The organism is Pseudomonas sp. D4002 (genome assembly GCF_013385665.1).
Lineage (GTDB): Bacteria > Pseudomonadota > Gammaproteobacteria > Pseudomonadales > Pseudomonadaceae > Aquipseudomonas.
In genome coordinates this window covers 74,497-90,034 of record NZ_JACAPN010000009.1, presented here as the reverse complement: position 1 = coordinate 90,034, position 15,538 = coordinate 74,497, and the positions used below count along the sequence as shown (strand labels likewise).

Genomic DNA, 15,538 nt, shown 5'->3' with positions numbered 1-15,538 from the left:
TTGATTGCGGCTAAGGCTGGCCAAGGCTTCTGTGGCGAGGGAGCTTGCTCCCGTTGGGTTGCGAAGCAGCCCCAGCTTTTCGCGACTGCTGCGCAGTCGAACGGGAGCAAGCTCCCTCGCCACAAAGTTGCAGCAACCTCAGGCAGTCCCGATCAGCAGCTGCACAGCGCGCTGTCCAGCACTTTGCGCAATTCCAGCGGGTGATCCACCACCACATCGGCACCCCAGTTGCGCGGGTTGTCGTCCGGGTGGATATAGCCGTAGGTGACCGCCGCGGTACGAGTGCCGGCGTCGCGGCCCGACTCGATGTCCCGCAGGTCATCCCCCACGAACAGCACGCTGGCCGGGTCCAGGTCGAGCATCTTGCACGCCAGGATCAACGGTTCCGGGTCTGGCTTGCTGTTCTTCACGTGGTCCGGGCAGATCAGCAGCGCGGAGCGCTCGGCCAGGCCCAGCTGCTGCATGATCGGTTCGGCAAAGCGCAGTGGCTTGTTGGTGACCACGCCCCAGATCAGCCTGGATTTCTCGATATCCACCAGCAGCTCTTCCATGCCCTCGAACAGCTTGCTGTGGATCGCGCAGCCCTTGAGGTAACGCTCGAGGAATTCCTGGCGCAGCTCTTCAAAGCCCGGGGACTCGGGGTCCATGGAAAAGGTCACGGCGACCATCGCCCGGGCGCCGCCGGAGATTTCATCGCGGATGTGCTGGTCGTTGATCGGTGCCAGGCCGCGGTCAGCGCGCATGGCCTGGCAGATGGCGATAAAGTCTGGCGCGGTGTCCAGCAGGGTACCGTCCATGTCGAAAAGAACCGCTCGCAACTTCACAGGCTTACTCCTCGCGCAGGGTCTGGATCATGTAGTTGACGTCAACGTCGCTGGCCAGCTTGTAGTGCTTGGTCAGCGGGTTGTAGGTCAAGCCGATGATGTCCTTGACGGTCAGCCCGGCCTGACGGCTCCAGGCGCCCAGCTCGGAAGGGCGGATGAATTTCTTGAAGTCATGGGTGCCGCGGGGCAGCAGCTTCATGATGTATTCGGCACCGATGATCGCGAACAGGTACGCCTTCGGATTGCGGTTGATGGTGGAGAAGAACACCTGGCCACCGGGCTTGACCATGCGGAAGCAGGCGCGGATCACCGAGGACGGGTCCGGCACGTGCTCGAGCATTTCCAGGCAAGTGACCACGTCGAACTGCCCGGGCATCTCTTCGGCCAGCTCTTCGGCGGTGATCTGCCGGTATTCGACGTTCACGCCGGACTCCAGTTGGTGCAACTGGGCCACGGCCAATGGCGCTTCGCCCATGTCGATACCCATCACGGTGGCGCCGCGCTGAGCCATGGATTCACTGAGGATCCCGCCGCCGCAACCCACATCCAGTACCTTCTTGCCGGCCAGGTTGACGCGCTCGTCAATCCAGTTGACCCGCAGCGGGTTGATGTCGTGCAGGGGTTTGAACTCGCTTTCGCGGTCCCACCAGCGATGGGCGAGGGCTTCGAATTTGGCGATTTCAGCGTGGTCGACGTTGCTCATGGGGAATCCTCTAAATCTGATAAAACGTTTTGCCGGCCCTGGCATGCGTTGCCAGGGCGGGTGTTATTCGCTGTGTCCGCTGATGCGCTGGCCCCAGGCGATGGCCGTGGCGCACAACTGTTGTTCATCCAGGCGGGTCAGTTGCCGGTCGTCGAGCAATTGCTTGCCGCCGACCCAAAGGTGTTTCACACAATCGCGTCCGGTGGCATATATAAGCTGTGAGACCGGATCGTAGATCGGTTGTTGCGCCAGGCCCGACAGGTCGAAGGCCACGATGTCAGCGGCCTTGCCGACTTCCAGCGAGCCGATTTGACTTTCCAGGCCCATGGCTCGGGCGCCGTTGAGGGTGGCCATGCGCAGGGCGCGGTGGGCATCCAGGGCGGTGGCCGAGCCGGCGACGGCCTTGGCCAGCAGCGCGGCGGTGCGGGTCTCGCCCAGCAGGTCGAGGTCATTGTTACTGGCCGCGCCGTCGGTGCCTACTGCCACATTGACGCCGGCTTGCCACAGGCGTTCCACCGGGCAGAAGCCGCTGGCCAGTTTCAGGTTGGACTCCGGGCAATGAATCACGCTGGTGTTGCTTTCTACCAGCAAAGTCAGGTCGTCATCGCTGATTTGGGTCATGTGAACGGCCTGGAAGCGCGGCCCCAGCAAACCCAGGCGGCCAAGCCGTGCCAACGGGCGTTCACCACGCTGTTCAACGGACTGCTGCACTTCGAAGGCGGTTTCATGCACGTGCATGTGGATCGAGGCGTCCAGTTCCTCGGCGATCACCCGGATTTTTTCCAGGTTTTCATCGCAGACGGTGTACGGCGCGTGCGGGCCGAAGGTGATTTTGATCCGTGGGTGATGCTTGAGGTCGCCGAACAGCTCAACGCCCTGGCGAATCGCCTCGTCGGCGTCAGCAGCGCCGGGAATCGGGAAATCCAGGATCGGGATGGCGATTTGCGCACGCATGCCGCTGTTGTGCACCCGTTCGCTGGCGACTTTCGGGAAGAAGTACATGTCCGAGAAACACGTGATGCCGCCCTTGATCTGCTCGGCGATGGCCAGGTCAGTGCCGTCGCGGACGAAGGCTTCGTCGACCCACTTGGCCTCGGCGGGCCAGATGTGGTTTTCCAGCCAGGTCATCAGCGGCAGGTCGTCGGCCAGGCCGCGAAACAGCGTCATGGCCGCGTGGCCGTGGGCGTTGATCAGGCCAGGGCTGAGGAGCATGCCCGGCAGTTCACGCACTTCGCTCGCTGCGAGCTTCAAGGCCGCGGCGCGTGGGCCGATAAACGCAATGCACCCGTCACGAATGCCCAGGGCGTGCTCCTTGAGCACTACGCCGGCAGGCTCGACAGGTACCAGCCAGGTGGGCAGCAGCAATAAGTCGAGCGGGGCGGCAGTCGGTGTCATCGAGGGCAGTTTCCCAGGCATCTATAAAGAACGGCGAAGTATACCCGAGCGTCCTGGCTGGCGGATCGCTATAATCGGCGGCTTTTGTTCATGAGTGCGGGGTGAGGGATGCGCGATCGACTGTTGGCTGCGGAGAAAGTGAAGGCCATCGACTGGCGTGATGGCGCACTGTACCTGCTCGATCAGCGTATTTTGCCGTCTGCAGAAACCTGGGTCGCCTGCACCAGTGCTGCCGAGGTGGCCGAGGCCATTCGCACAATGGTGGTGCGCGGTGCGCCGGCCATTGGCATCAGTGCGGCGTATGGCCTGGTGCTGGCCGCTCGTGCCCACATCGCCGAGGGCGATGACTGGCAGGCCGCCTGGGAAGAGGACTACGCGCTGCTGGCGGATACCCGCCCGACCGCGTCGAATCTTTTCTGGGCCATGAAGCGCATGCGCGATTGCCTCGACCGCCTCAAGAAACACGCCGATCCGTTGAAGGTGCTGGAGGCCGAGGCGGTGGCGATTCACCAAAGTGATCGTGAAGCCAACCTGACCATGGCGCAGCTGGGTGTTGAGCTGATCCGCAAGCACCAGGGCAATGTTCAGGCGATCCTGACCCATGGCAATGCGGGTGCGTTGGCTACCGGCGGCGTCGGTACCGCGCTCGGGGTGATTCGCGGGGCGTTCCTGGAAGGCATGGTGGAACGGGTCTACGCCAACGAAACCCGGCCCTGGCTGCAAGGTTCGCGGCTGACGGCCTGGGAATTGGCCAATGAAGGCATTCCGGTCACCGTGAATGCCGATTCGGCTGGCGCGCATATTCTCAAGACCAAGGGCGTGACCTGGGTGATCGTCGGTGCCGACTGCATTGCGGCCAACGGTGACGTGGTCAGCAAGATCGGTACCTATCAGTTGGCGGTGTGCGCCATGCATCACGGCGTGCGTTTCATGGTGGTAGCGCCCAGCTCCACCATCGACCTGATGGCGACCAGCGGTGATGACGTGCCGCTTGAAGAGCGCGACGCCCGTGAACTGCTGGAAGTCGGCGGCACCCGCGTAGCCGCTGATGTAGACGCCTTCAACCCGGTGTTCGACGTGACGCCGGCGGACCTGATTGATGTGATCGTCACTGAAAAGGGCATCGTCGAACGCCCCGACACGGCGAAGTTGGCGCAACTGATGTGTCGTAAACGCCTGCATTGAGGCAATTTGCCCGCAAAAATCCCCTTGGATCCAGCTCTAAGGCCCTCTCGTCGCCGTCAAGCCTGTCATCCGTCAACTTACTATGCTCCATGCGCATCAGGGGGATAGGTGCGTGGCGGCGATTGTGATAACATCCGGCGGTTTCCAGGGTCACCCCAAGGGGTAACCTTTAATGCGCAGATCCGTGTCATAACTCGTTGATTTGTCGTAAGTCGTTGCCAGGCATCATGCCGGCAGCGGCGAGCTTCGTTCGTCCCATAGGATGTGACGAGGTTTCACCCGAAAAAGGAATCAGGCTTCTCATGGGCGAACTGGCCAAAGAAATCCTCCCGGTCAATATCGAAGACGAGCTGAAACAGTCCTACCTCGACTACGCGATGAGCGTAATTGTCGGTCGGGCACTGCCTGATGCGCGCGATGGCTTGAAGCCCGTGCACAGGCGTGTGCTGTTCGCGATGAGCGAGCTGGGTAACGACTGGAACAAGCCGTACAAGAAATCTGCCCGTGTTGTCGGTGACGTGATCGGTAAGTATCACCCTCACGGCGACACTGCGGTGTACGACACCATCGTTCGGATGGCCCAGCCGTTTTCCCTGCGCTACCTGCTGGTAGACGGCCAGGGCAACTTCGGTTCGGTCGACGGCGACAACGCTGCGGCCATGCGATACACCGAAGTGCGCATGACCAAGCTGGCGCACGAGCTGCTGGCTGACCTGCACAAGGAAACCGTGGACTGGGTGCCGAACTACGACGGCACCGAAATGATCCCGGCGGTCATGCCGACCCGTATTCCCAACCTGTTGGTCAACGGCTCCAGCGGTATCGCCGTGGGCATGGCCACCAACATCCCGCCACACAACCTCGGTGAAGTCATCGACGGTTGCCTGGCCCTCATCGACAACCCCGAGCTGACCGTCGATGAGCTGATGCAGTACATCCCGGGTCCGGACTTCCCGACCGCCGCGATCATCAACGGTCGCGCCGGCATCATCGAAGCCTACCGTACCGGTCGCGGCCGCATTTACATGCGTGCCCGCTCGATCATCGAAGACATTGACAAGGTCGGTGGCCGCCAGCAGATCGTCATCACCGAACTCCCTTACCAGTTGAACAAGGCGCGTCTGATCGAGAAGATCGCCGAGCTGGTTAAAGAGAAGAAGCTGGAAGGCATCACCGAGCTGCGCGACGAGTCTGACAAGGACGGTATGCGCGTGGTGATCGAGCTGCGTCGTGGCGAAGTGCCTGAGGTGATCCTCAACAACCTCTACGCCCAGACCCAGCTGCAAAGCGTATTCGGTATCAACGTGGTAGCGCTGATCGACGGCCGCCCGCGCATCCTGAACCTCAAGGATCTGCTGGAAGCCTTCGTGCGTCACCGCCGCGAAGTGGTAACCCGCCGTACCGTATTCGAACTGCGCAAGGCCCGTGAACGCGGCCACATCCTGGAAGGCCAGGCTGTTGCGCTGTCGAACATCGACCCGGTCATCGCCCTGATCAAGGCTTCGCCGACGCCGTCGGAAGCCAAGGAAGCGCTGATCAAGATGCCGTGGGAATCCAGCGCCGTAGTAGCGATGGTGGAACGTGCCGGTGCCGATTCGTGCCGTCCGGAGACCCTGGACCCACAATACGGCCTGCGCGACGGCAAGTATTTCCTGTCCCCGGAACAGGCCCAGGCCATTCTGGAACTGCGTCTGCACCGTCTGACTGGCCTGGAACACGAGAAACTGCTGGCCGAGTACCAGGAGATCCTCAACCAGATCGGCGAGCTGATCCGCATCCTCAACAGCGCCGTGCGCCTGATGGAAGTGATCCGCGAAGAACTGGAAGTGATCCGCGCCGAATACGGCGATGTGCGCCGCACCGAGATTCTCGACGCCCGTCTCGACCTGACCCTGGGTGACATGATCCCGGAAGAAGATCGCGTCGTGACCATTTCCCACGGTGGCTATGCCAAGACCCAGCCTCTGGCTGCGTACCAGGCCCAGCGTCGTGGCGGTAAAGGCAAATCGGCTACCGGCGTCAAGGATGAGGACTACATCGCTCACCTGCTGGTTGCCAACAGCCACACCACGCTGCTGCTGTTCTCCAGCAAGGGCAAGGTGTACTGGCTGAAAACCTACGAAATCCCGGAAGCGTCCCGCGCTGCCCGTGGTCGTCCGCTGGTCAACCTGCTGCCGCTGGACAGTGATGAATACATCACCACCATGCTGCCGGTAGACGAGTACACCGAAGGTCATTTCATCTTCATGGCCACTGCGAAAGGCACCGTGAAGAAGACCCCGCTGGAATCCTTCAGCCGTCAACGCAGCGTGGGCCTGATCGCCCTCGAACTGGACGAAGGCGACGTATTGATCAGCGCGGCCATCACCGACGGCGAGCGTGAAGTCATGCTGTTCTCCGACGGCGGCAAGGTTACGCGCTTCAAGGAGTCCGACGTTCGTGCCATGGGCCGTACCGCCCGCGGTGTGCGCGGCATGCGCCTGCCGGAAGGGCAGAAGCTGATTTCGATGCTGATCCCGGAAGAAGGCAGCGAGATCCTCACTGCATCGGCCCGCGGCTACGGCAAGCGTACGGCCATCAGCGAGTTCCCCGAGTACAAGCGTGGCGGCCAGGGCGTTATCGCCATGGTCAGCAACGATCGCAACGGCCGCCTGGTCGGCGCGGTCCAGGTGCTGGATGGTGAGGAAATCATGCTGATTTCCGACCAGGGCACCCTGGTACGTACCCGGGTTGATGAAGTGTCGAGCCTGGGGCGTAACACCCAGGGCGTGACCTTGATCAAGCTGGCCAGCGACGAAACGTTGGTTGGCCTGGAGCGTGTCCAGGAGCCATCGGAAGTCGAAGGCGAGGAGCTGGAAGGTGAAGAGGGGATTGCACTCGAGGGGCAAGTGATCGGCGATGCCGATGACGGCGTCGACGAGCCAACACTCGACGCTGCCGCAGACGAAGAAGAACCGCAGGAATAAGCGGACACACAGGGGGCGGATGAAGATTCGCCCCCTTGTTGTTTGTCCCGTTTGAAATACGACGCCGCGCCGCTCTTGTAGGAGCCGGCTTGCCGGCGATGGCATCAACTCGATTCAAGTGAAGCGCCGAGTCGTTTGCATCGCTGGCAAGCCAGCTCCTACAGGGTTCCGCGTTGCGGGATGTTGATTGCAGTCCCACCAGATCAGAGAGATTGGATGTGAGCAAGAGAGCCTATAACTTCTGTGCCGGTCCCGCGGCGCTTCCTGAAGCAGTCCTGCAGCGCGCGCAGGGTGAACTCCTCGACTGGCATGGAAAAGGCCTCTCCGTGATGGAAATGAGCCATCGCAGCGATGAGTTCGTGTCCATTGCCACCAAGGCCGAGCAGGATATGCGCGACTTGCTGGACATCCCGTCCGATTACAAAGTGCTGTTCCTGCAGGGTGGTGCGAGCCAGCAGTTCGCCCAGATCCCGCTGAACCTGCTGCCGGAAGACGGCACTGCGGACTATATCGACACCGGTATCTGGGGGCAGAAGGCCATTGAAGAGGCCTCCCGTTACGGTCACGTCAATGTGGCAGGCACGGCCAAGCCCTACGACTACTTCGCCATCCCCGGTCAGAACGAGTGGAAACTGTCGAAAGACGCGGCCTACGTTCACTACGTGGCGAACGAAACCATCGGCGGCCTGGAGTTCGACTGGGTGCCGGAAGTGGGTGATGTCCCGCTGGTCTGCGACATGTCCTCGGACATCCTCTCGCGCCCGATCGATGTGTCCAAGTACGGCATGATCTACGCCGGTGCACAGAAGAACATCGGCCCGAGCGGCATCCTGGTCAACATCGTCCGTGAAGACCTGTTGGGTCGTGCGCGTTCGCTGTGCCCGACCATGCTCAACTACAAGGTCGCGGCCGATAACGGCTCGATGTACAACACCCCGCCGGCCTTCGCCTGGTACCTGTCGGGCCTGGTGTTCGAATGGCTGAAAGAGCAGGGCGGCGTGGCTGCCATGGGCAAGCTCAACGAAGAGAAGAAACGTACCCTGTACGACTTCATCGACGCCAGCGGCCTGTACAGCAACCCGATCAACCTGACCGACCGTTCGTGGATGAACGTGCCGTTCCGCCTGGCGGATGACCGCCTGGACAAGCCTTTCCTCGCCGGCGCCGACGAGCGCGGCCTGTTGAACCTCAAGGGCCACCGTTCGGTAGGTGGCATGCGCGCCTCCATCTATAACGCTGTCGATATCCACGCCGTCAAGGCGCTGGTGGCTTACATGGCAGAGTTCGAAAAGGAACACGGCTAATGTCTGAGCAAGAACTCAAGGCCCTGCGCGTACGCATTGACAGCCTGGACGAGAAAGTCCTGGAACTGGTCAGTGAGCGCGCGCGGTGCGCCCAGGAAGTTGCACGGGTGAAGATGGCTTCCCTGGCTGAAGGCGAAGTGCCGGTATTCTACCGTCCGGAGCGTGAAGCCCAGGTGCTCAAGCGCGTGATGGAACGCAACAAGGGCCCGTTGGGCAACGAAGAGATGGCGCGGTTGTTCCGTGAAATCATGTCTTCGTGCCTGGCGCTGGAGCAGCCGCTGAAAGTGGCTTACCTGGGTCCGGAAGGCACCTTCACTCAAGCCGCGGCCATGAAGCACTTCGGTCACGCGGTGATCAGCAAGCCGATGGCTGCGATCGACGAAGTGTTCCGTGAAGTGGCCGCCGGGGCGGTGAATTTTGGCGTGGTGCCGGTGGAAAACTCCACCGAAGGTGCCGTCAACCACACCCTCGACAGCTTCCTTGAGCACGACATGGTGATCTGCGGCGAAGTCGAGTTGCGTATTCACCACCACTTGCTGGTGGGCGAAAACACCAAGACCGACAGCATCAGCCGCATCTACTCCCACGCCCAGTCCCTGGCCCAGTGCCGCAAGTGGCTGGACGCGCACTACCCGAATGTGGAGCGCGTGGCGGTGTCCAGCAACGCCGAAGCGGCGAAGCGGGTCAAGGGTGAGTGGAACTCGGCGGCGATTGCCGGCGACATGGCTGCCGGCCTGTATGGGCTGACGCGCCTGGCCGAGAAAATCGAGGATCGCCCGGATAACTCCACGCGCTTCCTGATGATCGGCAGCCAGGAAGTGCCGCCGACCGGCGACGACAAGACGTCGATCATCGTCTCCATGAGCAACAAGCCCGGCGCGCTGCATGAGCTGCTGGTGCCGTTCCACGATAACGGGATTGACCTGACGCGAATCGAGACTCGTCCTTCGCGCAGCGGTAAATGGACTTATGTGTTCTTTATCGACTTCGTCGGCCATCACCGCGACCCTCTGGTCAAGGGTGTGCTCGAGAAAATCAGTCAGGAAGCCGTGGCACTCAAGGTGCTGGGCTCCTACCCGAAAGCGGTTTTGTGAGGCTTTAACATGAGTGGCAACTTCCTCGCCCTGGCGCAGCCGGGCGTGCAACAACTGTCGCCTTACGTTCCGGGCAAGCCTGTGGACGAGTTGGCGCGCGAGTTGAACCTGGATCCGTCGAAGATCGTAAAGCTGGCCAGTAACGAAAACCCGATGGGCCCAAGCCCCAAGGTACTGGCTGCGATTCGTGAGGCGCTGGCCGAACTGACCCGTTATCCCGATGGTAACGGCTTTGAGCTCAAGTCCCTGCTGGCGAAAAACTGCCGCGTTGATATCAACCAGGTGACCCTGGGTAACGGCTCCAACGATATTCTGGAGCTGGTCGGCCGTGCCTATCTGGCGCCGGGCCTGAACGCGGTATTCAGCGAGCACGCGTTTGCGGTCTATCCGATCGTCACTCAGGCCGTTGGCGCCGAGGCGCGTGTGATTCCTGCGAAAGACTGGGGTCATGACCTGCCAGCCATGCTGGCGGCCATCGATGACAATACTCGTGTTGTGTTTATCGCCAACCCGAACAACCCGACCGGCACCTGGTTCAGCGCCGAGGTGCTGGATAACTTCCTGCAGGACGTGCCGGAGCATGTACTGGTGGTGCTGGACGAGGCATACATCGAGTACGCCGAAGGCAGCGACTTGCCGGACGGCCTGGACTTCCTCGCGGCTTATCCGAACCTGCTGGTCTCGCGCACCTTCTCCAAGGCTTATGGCCTGGCGTCGCTGCGGGTCGGTTACGGCTTGTCCACTGCGGTGGTAGCCGATGTGTTGAACCGTGTGCGCCAGCCATTCAACGTCAACAGCCTCGCACTGGCGGCGGCTTGCGCTGCGGTGCAGGACGCCGAGTACCTGGAAGAAGGCCGTCGCCTCAACGAAAGCGGCATGCTGCAATTGCAGGAAGGCTTCCGTGAGCTGGGCCTGGGCTGGATTCCGTCCAAGGGCAACTTCATCTGCGTCGACCTCGGCCAAGTGGCGGCTCCTGTGTTCCAGGGCTTGCTGCGCGAGGGTGTGATCGTGCGTCCGGTGGCCAACTACGGCATGCCGAACCACCTGCGCATCACCATCGGTCTGCCTGCTGAAAACAGCCGCTTCCTCGAAGCGCTGGCCAAGGTTCTGGCTCGTGGTTGATGTCACTGCATTGCAACCTGCTGTACCTATGATCGGTCGCCTGGTGGTGGTCGGTCTGGGATTGATCGGCGGCTCCTTTGCGAAGGGCCTGCGGGAAAGCGGCCTGTGTGGCGAAGTGGTCGGTGTGGACCTGGACCCGCAATCGCGCAAGTTGGCGGTGGAGTTGGGTGTGGTGGACCGTTGCGAGGCTGAGCTCGCTGTAGCCTGCCAGGGCGCGGATGTCATTCAGCTGGCGGTGCCGATCCTGGCCATGGAGAAGTTGCTGGCGCTGTTGGCCGGCATGGATCTGGGCCAGGCAATCCTGACCGATGTCGGCAGTGCCAAGGGCAATGTGGTGCGTGCGGCGCGGCTGGCCTTTGGTGGCATGCCTGCGCGGTTTGTGCCCGGGCATCCGATTGCCGGGTCCGAGCAGAGCGGGGTGGAGGCGTCCAATGCGCAGCTGTTCCGTCGCCATAAAGTGATTCTGACACCACTGGATGAAACCGATCCTGCGGCACTGGCCGTGGTGGATCGGCTCTGGCGCGAGCTGGGGGCGGATGTCGAGCATATGCAGGTCGAGCGCCACGATGAAGTGCTGGCAGCGACCAGCCATCTGCCGCATTTGCTCGCATTTGGCCTGGTGGATTCGTTGGCCAAGCGCAACGAGAACCTCGAGATTTTCCGCTACGCCGCCGGTGGTTTCCGCGACTTTACCCGGATCGCCGGTAGTGATCCGGTGATGTGGCACGACATCTTCCTTGCCAACCGCGATGCGGTGTTGCGCACCCTGGACACGTTCCGCAGCGACCTCGACGCCTTGCGCGACGCGGTCGATGCTGGCGACGGGCACCAGTTGTTGGGCGTGTTCACCCGTGCGCGGGTGGCACGGGAGCATTTCAGCAAGATTCTGGCGCGTCGGGCCTATATGGATGCTGCAGTAAACGCGGATGACCTGGTGTTTCTCGCCAGTCCCGGTGGCCGCTTGAGCGGGCAGATCCGCGTGCCTGGGGATAAGTCGATCTCCCATCGCTCGATCATGCTCGGTTCTCTGGCGGACGGTGTCACTGAGGTCGAAGGTTTTCTGGAGGGTGAGGACGCCCTGGCGACCTTGCAGGCGTTCCGCGACATGGGCGTGGTGATTGAAGGCCCGCACCATGGGCGCGTCACCATCCACGGGGTTGGCCTGCATGGCTTGAAGCCGGCGCCAGGTCCGATCTATCTGGGTAACTCCGGCACCTCCATGCGGTTGTTGTCCGGTTTGCTGGCGGCCCAGCGCTTCGACAGTGTGTTGACGGGTGACGCCTCGCTGTCCAAGCGCCCGATGAATCGCGTGGCCAAGCCATTGCGCGCAATGGGTGCGGTGATCGAGACCGGGCCGGAAGGGCGCCCGCCGCTGACCATTCGTGGCGGCCAGGCACTCAAGGGGCTGACCTACGCATTGCCGATGGCCAGCGCTCAGGTCAAGTCCTGCCTGTTGTTAGCCGGGTTGTATGCCGAGGGTAAAACCTCGATTACCGAACCGGCGCCGACCCGCGACCATACCGAGCGGATGTTGCGCGGTTTTGGGTATCCGGTGGAAGTGGCGGGCGCTACGGCTGCGGTCGAGTCGGGCCATGCGTTGACCGCGACCCATATTGAGGTGCCTGGGGATATTTCCTCTTCGGCGTTCTTCCTGGTGGCGGCGTCGATTGCCGAAGGCTCCGAGCTGTTGCTTGAACATGTGGGTATCAATCCGACCCGTACCGGCGTGATCGATATCCTGCGACTGATGGGCGCGGACATCACCTTGGAAAACCAACGGGAAGTGGGTGGTGAGCCGGTTGCTGATTTGCGTGTTCGTGCGGCGCCGTTGAAGGGGATCGAGATTCCTGAAGCCCTGGTCCCGCTGGCTATCGATGAGTTCCCGGTGTTGTTCGTGGCTGCGGCGTGCGCCGAAGGCCGGACGGTATTGCGTGGGGCAGAGGAGCTGCGGGTCAAGGAGTCCGACCGGATCCAGGTCATGGCCGACGGTCTGCTTGCGCTGGGCGTGAAGTGTGAACCGACACCTGATGGGATTATTATCGATGGTGGCGTGATCGGCGGTGGTGAAGTCCACGCCCATGGCGATCACCGGATTGCCATGGCCTTCAGCGTGGCTTCCCTGCGAGCGGCTGCGCCGATTCGTATCCATGACTGTGCCAACGTGGCTACGTCTTTTCCGAATTTTCTTACACTGTGTGCCCAAGTCGGCATCCGTGTTGCCCAAGAGGCTCAATTGTGAATATCAAAGCACCGGTGATTACCATCGACGGGCCAAGTGGCTCGGGCAAGGGCACGATCGCCGGCATCCTGGCCAAGCGCCTGGGCTGGTGCCTGCTGGATTCCGGGGCGCTGTACCGCTTGCTGGCCTTTGCCGCCCGCAACCATGGCGTCGACCTGACCAACGAAGAATCGCTGAAGCTGCTGGCTGCGCATCTTGACGTGCAGTTCGTCGGGGCGACCGAAGGTCATCCCCAGCGCATCATCCTGGAAGGGGACGATGTGACCGACGACCTGCGCAACGAGCAGGTCGGCTCCTGGGCTTCCCAGGTCGCCGCATTGCCGGCGGTGCGCGATGCTTTGCTGCAGCGCCAGCGGGCTTTCCAGGAACCGCCGGGTCTGGTGGCCGATGGCCGCGACATGGGCACGGTGGTCTTTCCCGAGGCGCCGCTGAAGATTTTCCTCACGGCCAGCGCCGAGGAGCGGGCCCGTCGCCGTTACTTGCAGTTGAAGGGCAAAGTCGATGGTGTTAGTCTGTCGAGTCTGCTAGATGAGATCCGTGCACGCGATGAGCGTGATACCCAGCGTGCGGTAGCCCCGCTCAAGCCGGCGGCTGACGCCATACAGCTGGATTCCACGGAGTTGTCCATCGAGCAGGTGCTGGAACGCATCTTGAGTGAGATCGCCATTCGCGATATCGCCGGGTGACCAAGAAGGCCGCAGGGGACCAGTCATAGTCCTGTGGTGCTTCTTTTAATTGAAACTGACCCACACCGTCTGGGGTGTGGAGATGGGCGTATTCTTCGCCCTTATCAACAGGAATTAAAATGAGCGAAAGCTTTGCGGAACTCTTTGAAGAAAGCCTAAAAACCCTGAACCTTCAGGCAGGCTCCATCATCACCGGTGTTATCGTTGATATCGATTACCAAGCTCGCTGGGTAACCGTTCACGCTGGTCTGAAGTCTGAAGCTCTGATCCCGCTGGAACAGTTCTACAACGATGCTGGTGACCTGACTATCAATGTCGGTGACGAAGTTCACGTTGCTCTGGACTCGGTTGAAGACGGTTTCGGTGAAACCAAGCTGTCCCGTGAAAAAGCCAAGCGCGCTGAATGCTGGATTGTTCTCGAAGCAGCCTTCGCAGCTGAAGAAGTGGTCAAGGGCGTTATCAACGGTAAGGTTAAAGGCGGCTTCACTGTCGACGTTAACGGCATCCGTGCGTTCCTGCCAGGTTCTTTGGTCGACGTTCGTCCTGTGCGCGACACCACGCACCTGGAAGGCAAGGAACTCGAATTCAAGGTCATCAAGCTCGACCAGAAGCGCAACAACGTTGTCGTTTCCCGTCGCAGCGTCCTGGAAGCAGAGAACTCCGCCGAGCGTGAAGCTCTGCTGGAATCCCTGCAGGAAGGCCAACAAGTCAAAGGTATCGTCAAGAACCTCACCGATTACGGCGCATTCGTCGATCTGGGTGGCGTCGATGGCCTGCTGCACATTACCGACATGGCTTGGAAGCGTATCAAGCATCCATCGGAAATCGTCAACGTTGGCGACGAGATCGATGTCAAGGTTCTGAAGTACGATCGTGAGCGCAACCGTGTCTCCCTGGGCTTGAAGCAGCTGGGCGAAGATCCATGGGTCGCTATCAAGGCTCGTTACCCAGAAAGCACTCGCGTCACCGCGCGTGTTACCAACCTGACCGACTACGGCTGCTTCGCAGAGCTGGAAGAAGGCGTGGAAGGCCTGGTACACGTTTCCGAAATGGACTGGACCAACAAGAACATCCACCCTTCGAAAGTCGTACAAGTCGGCGACGAAGTGGAAGTTATGGTTCTGGACATCGACGAAGAGCGTCGTCGTATCTCCCTCGGCATCAAGCAGTGCAAATCTAACCCATGGGAAGATTTCTCTGGCCAGTTCAACAAGGGCGATAAAATCTCCGGCACCATCAAGTCGATCACCGATTTCGGTATCTTCATTGGTCTGGACGGCGGCATCGACGGTCTGGTTCACCTGTCCGACATCTCCTGGAACGAAGTTGGCGAAGAAGCTGTTCGTCGTTTCAAGAAGGGCGACGAGCTGGACACCGTTATCCTGTCGGTTGACCCAGAGCGCGAGCGCATCTCCCTGGGTATCAAGCAACTGGAAAGCGATCCGTTCTCCGAGTACGTTCAAGAGAACGACAAAGGCGCAATCGTTAAAGGCATCGTGAAGGAAGTTGACGCTAAAGGCGCCATCATCACTCTGGCCGACGATATCGAAGCGACTCTGAAAGCCTCCGAAATCAGCCGTGACCGCGTTGAAGACGCGCGCAACGTTCTGAAAGAAGGCGAAGAAGTAGAAGCCAAGATCATCAGCGTTGACCGCAAGAGCCGCGTAATCCAGCTCTCCATCAAGTCGAAAGACGATGCTGAAGAGAAAGAAGCCATCCAGAGCCTGCGCGACAAGCCAGCTACCTCTGAGCCTTCTGCTGGTCCTACCACTCTGGGCGACCTGCTGCGTGCACAAATGGAAAAGCAGAACTAAGTTCTGTCAGACCATAGAAAAAGGGCGACTTCGGTCGCCCTTTTTTGTGCCTGGGATTTAGTGTTGTGCGCAACGTCGCCTTGGTGTTCTGCAGGTGGAGCGCTGTGGTCACGCTGGCAGCGCATCGGCTCCTGCAGGCTCTATCTGGCAGTGATCGCCGTGGAGTGGCTTCAGTGAAGCTGAGCGGCGGTTGGCGGCCGTGCGGC

Annotated in this window: 11 protein-coding genes; 8 read left to right on the top strand and 3 right to left on the bottom strand. The window is 60.9% G+C overall.

The genetic code is table 11. The features are described from left to right. Window positions 1-152: 152 nt before the first annotated feature. From mupP to HX824_RS02945, 3 genes are all read right to left on the bottom strand, one after another. The gene (gene mupP / locus HX824_RS02955) at window positions 153-824 is read right to left on the bottom strand and encodes an N-acetylmuramic acid 6-phosphate phosphatase MupP (protein WP_003218827.1); all 672 of its coding nucleotides are present in this window, start codon (window positions 822-824) and stop codon (window positions 153-155) included. 4 nt (window positions 825-828) lie between these two features. Further along, window positions 829-1,527: a bifunctional 2-polyprenyl-6-hydroxyphenol methylase/3-demethylubiquinol 3-O-methyltransferase UbiG gene (gene ubiG, locus HX824_RS02950; protein WP_003218825.1), complete on the bottom strand. Its 699-nt coding sequence runs from the start codon at window positions 1,525-1,527 to the stop codon at window positions 829-831. 63 nt (window positions 1,528-1,590) lie between these two features. Beyond that, window positions 1,591-2,922: a TRZ/ATZ family hydrolase gene (locus HX824_RS02945; protein ID WP_003218823.1), complete on the bottom strand. Its 1,332-nt coding sequence runs from the start codon at window positions 2,920-2,922 to the stop codon at window positions 1,591-1,593. 108 nt (window positions 2,923-3,030) lie between these two features. Here HX824_RS02945 and mtnA point away from each other — a divergent pair, with 108 nt between their 5' ends. From mtnA to rpsA, 8 genes are all read left to right on the top strand, one after another. Next, complete coding sequence (gene mtnA, locus HX824_RS02940) at window positions 3,031-4,107, top strand: S-methyl-5-thioribose-1-phosphate isomerase (protein WP_177054116.1); 1,077 nt, start codon at window positions 3,031-3,033, stop codon at window positions 4,105-4,107. A gap of 302 nt (window positions 4,108-4,409) precedes the next feature. Beyond that, window positions 4,410-7,073, top strand: a complete 2,664-nt coding sequence (gene gyrA, locus HX824_RS02935) for a DNA gyrase subunit A (RefSeq protein ID WP_003218817.1) — start codon at window positions 4,410-4,412, stop codon at window positions 7,071-7,073. A 218-nt stretch (window positions 7,074-7,291) separates the two neighbouring features. Continuing rightward, entirely contained in the window at window positions 7,292-8,377 is a 1,086-nt protein-coding gene (gene serC, locus HX824_RS02930) for a 3-phosphoserine/phosphohydroxythreonine transaminase (RefSeq protein WP_003218814.1), read from the top strand. Then, entirely contained in the window at window positions 8,377-9,471 is a 1,095-nt protein-coding gene (gene pheA, locus HX824_RS02925; RefSeq protein ID WP_177054115.1) for a prephenate dehydratase, read from the top strand. Before serC ends, pheA begins: the two co-directional genes overlap by 1 nt. Before the next feature lie 9 nt (window positions 9,472-9,480). Then, entirely contained in the window at window positions 9,481-10,593 is a 1,113-nt protein-coding gene (gene hisC / locus HX824_RS02920) for a histidinol-phosphate transaminase (RefSeq protein ID WP_177046055.1), read from the top strand. A gap of 28 nt (window positions 10,594-10,621) precedes the next feature. Then, a complete protein-coding gene (locus HX824_RS02915; RefSeq protein ID WP_256344545.1) occupies window positions 10,622-12,832 on the top strand; it encodes a bifunctional prephenate dehydrogenase/3-phosphoshikimate 1-carboxyvinyltransferase in 2,211 nt (736 codons plus the stop codon). Continuing rightward, complete coding sequence (gene cmk, locus HX824_RS02910) at window positions 12,829-13,518, top strand: (d)CMP kinase (RefSeq protein ID WP_003172653.1); 690 nt, start codon at window positions 12,829-12,831, stop codon at window positions 13,516-13,518. Before HX824_RS02915 ends, cmk begins: the two co-directional genes overlap by 4 nt. A 119-nt stretch (window positions 13,519-13,637) precedes the next feature. Beyond that, on the top strand, window positions 13,638-15,332 hold the full coding sequence (rpsA, locus tag HX824_RS02905) for a 30S ribosomal protein S1 (protein ID WP_003218806.1): 1,695 nt from the start codon (window positions 13,638-13,640) through the stop codon (window positions 15,330-15,332). Window positions 15,333-15,538: the final 206 nt, after the last annotated feature.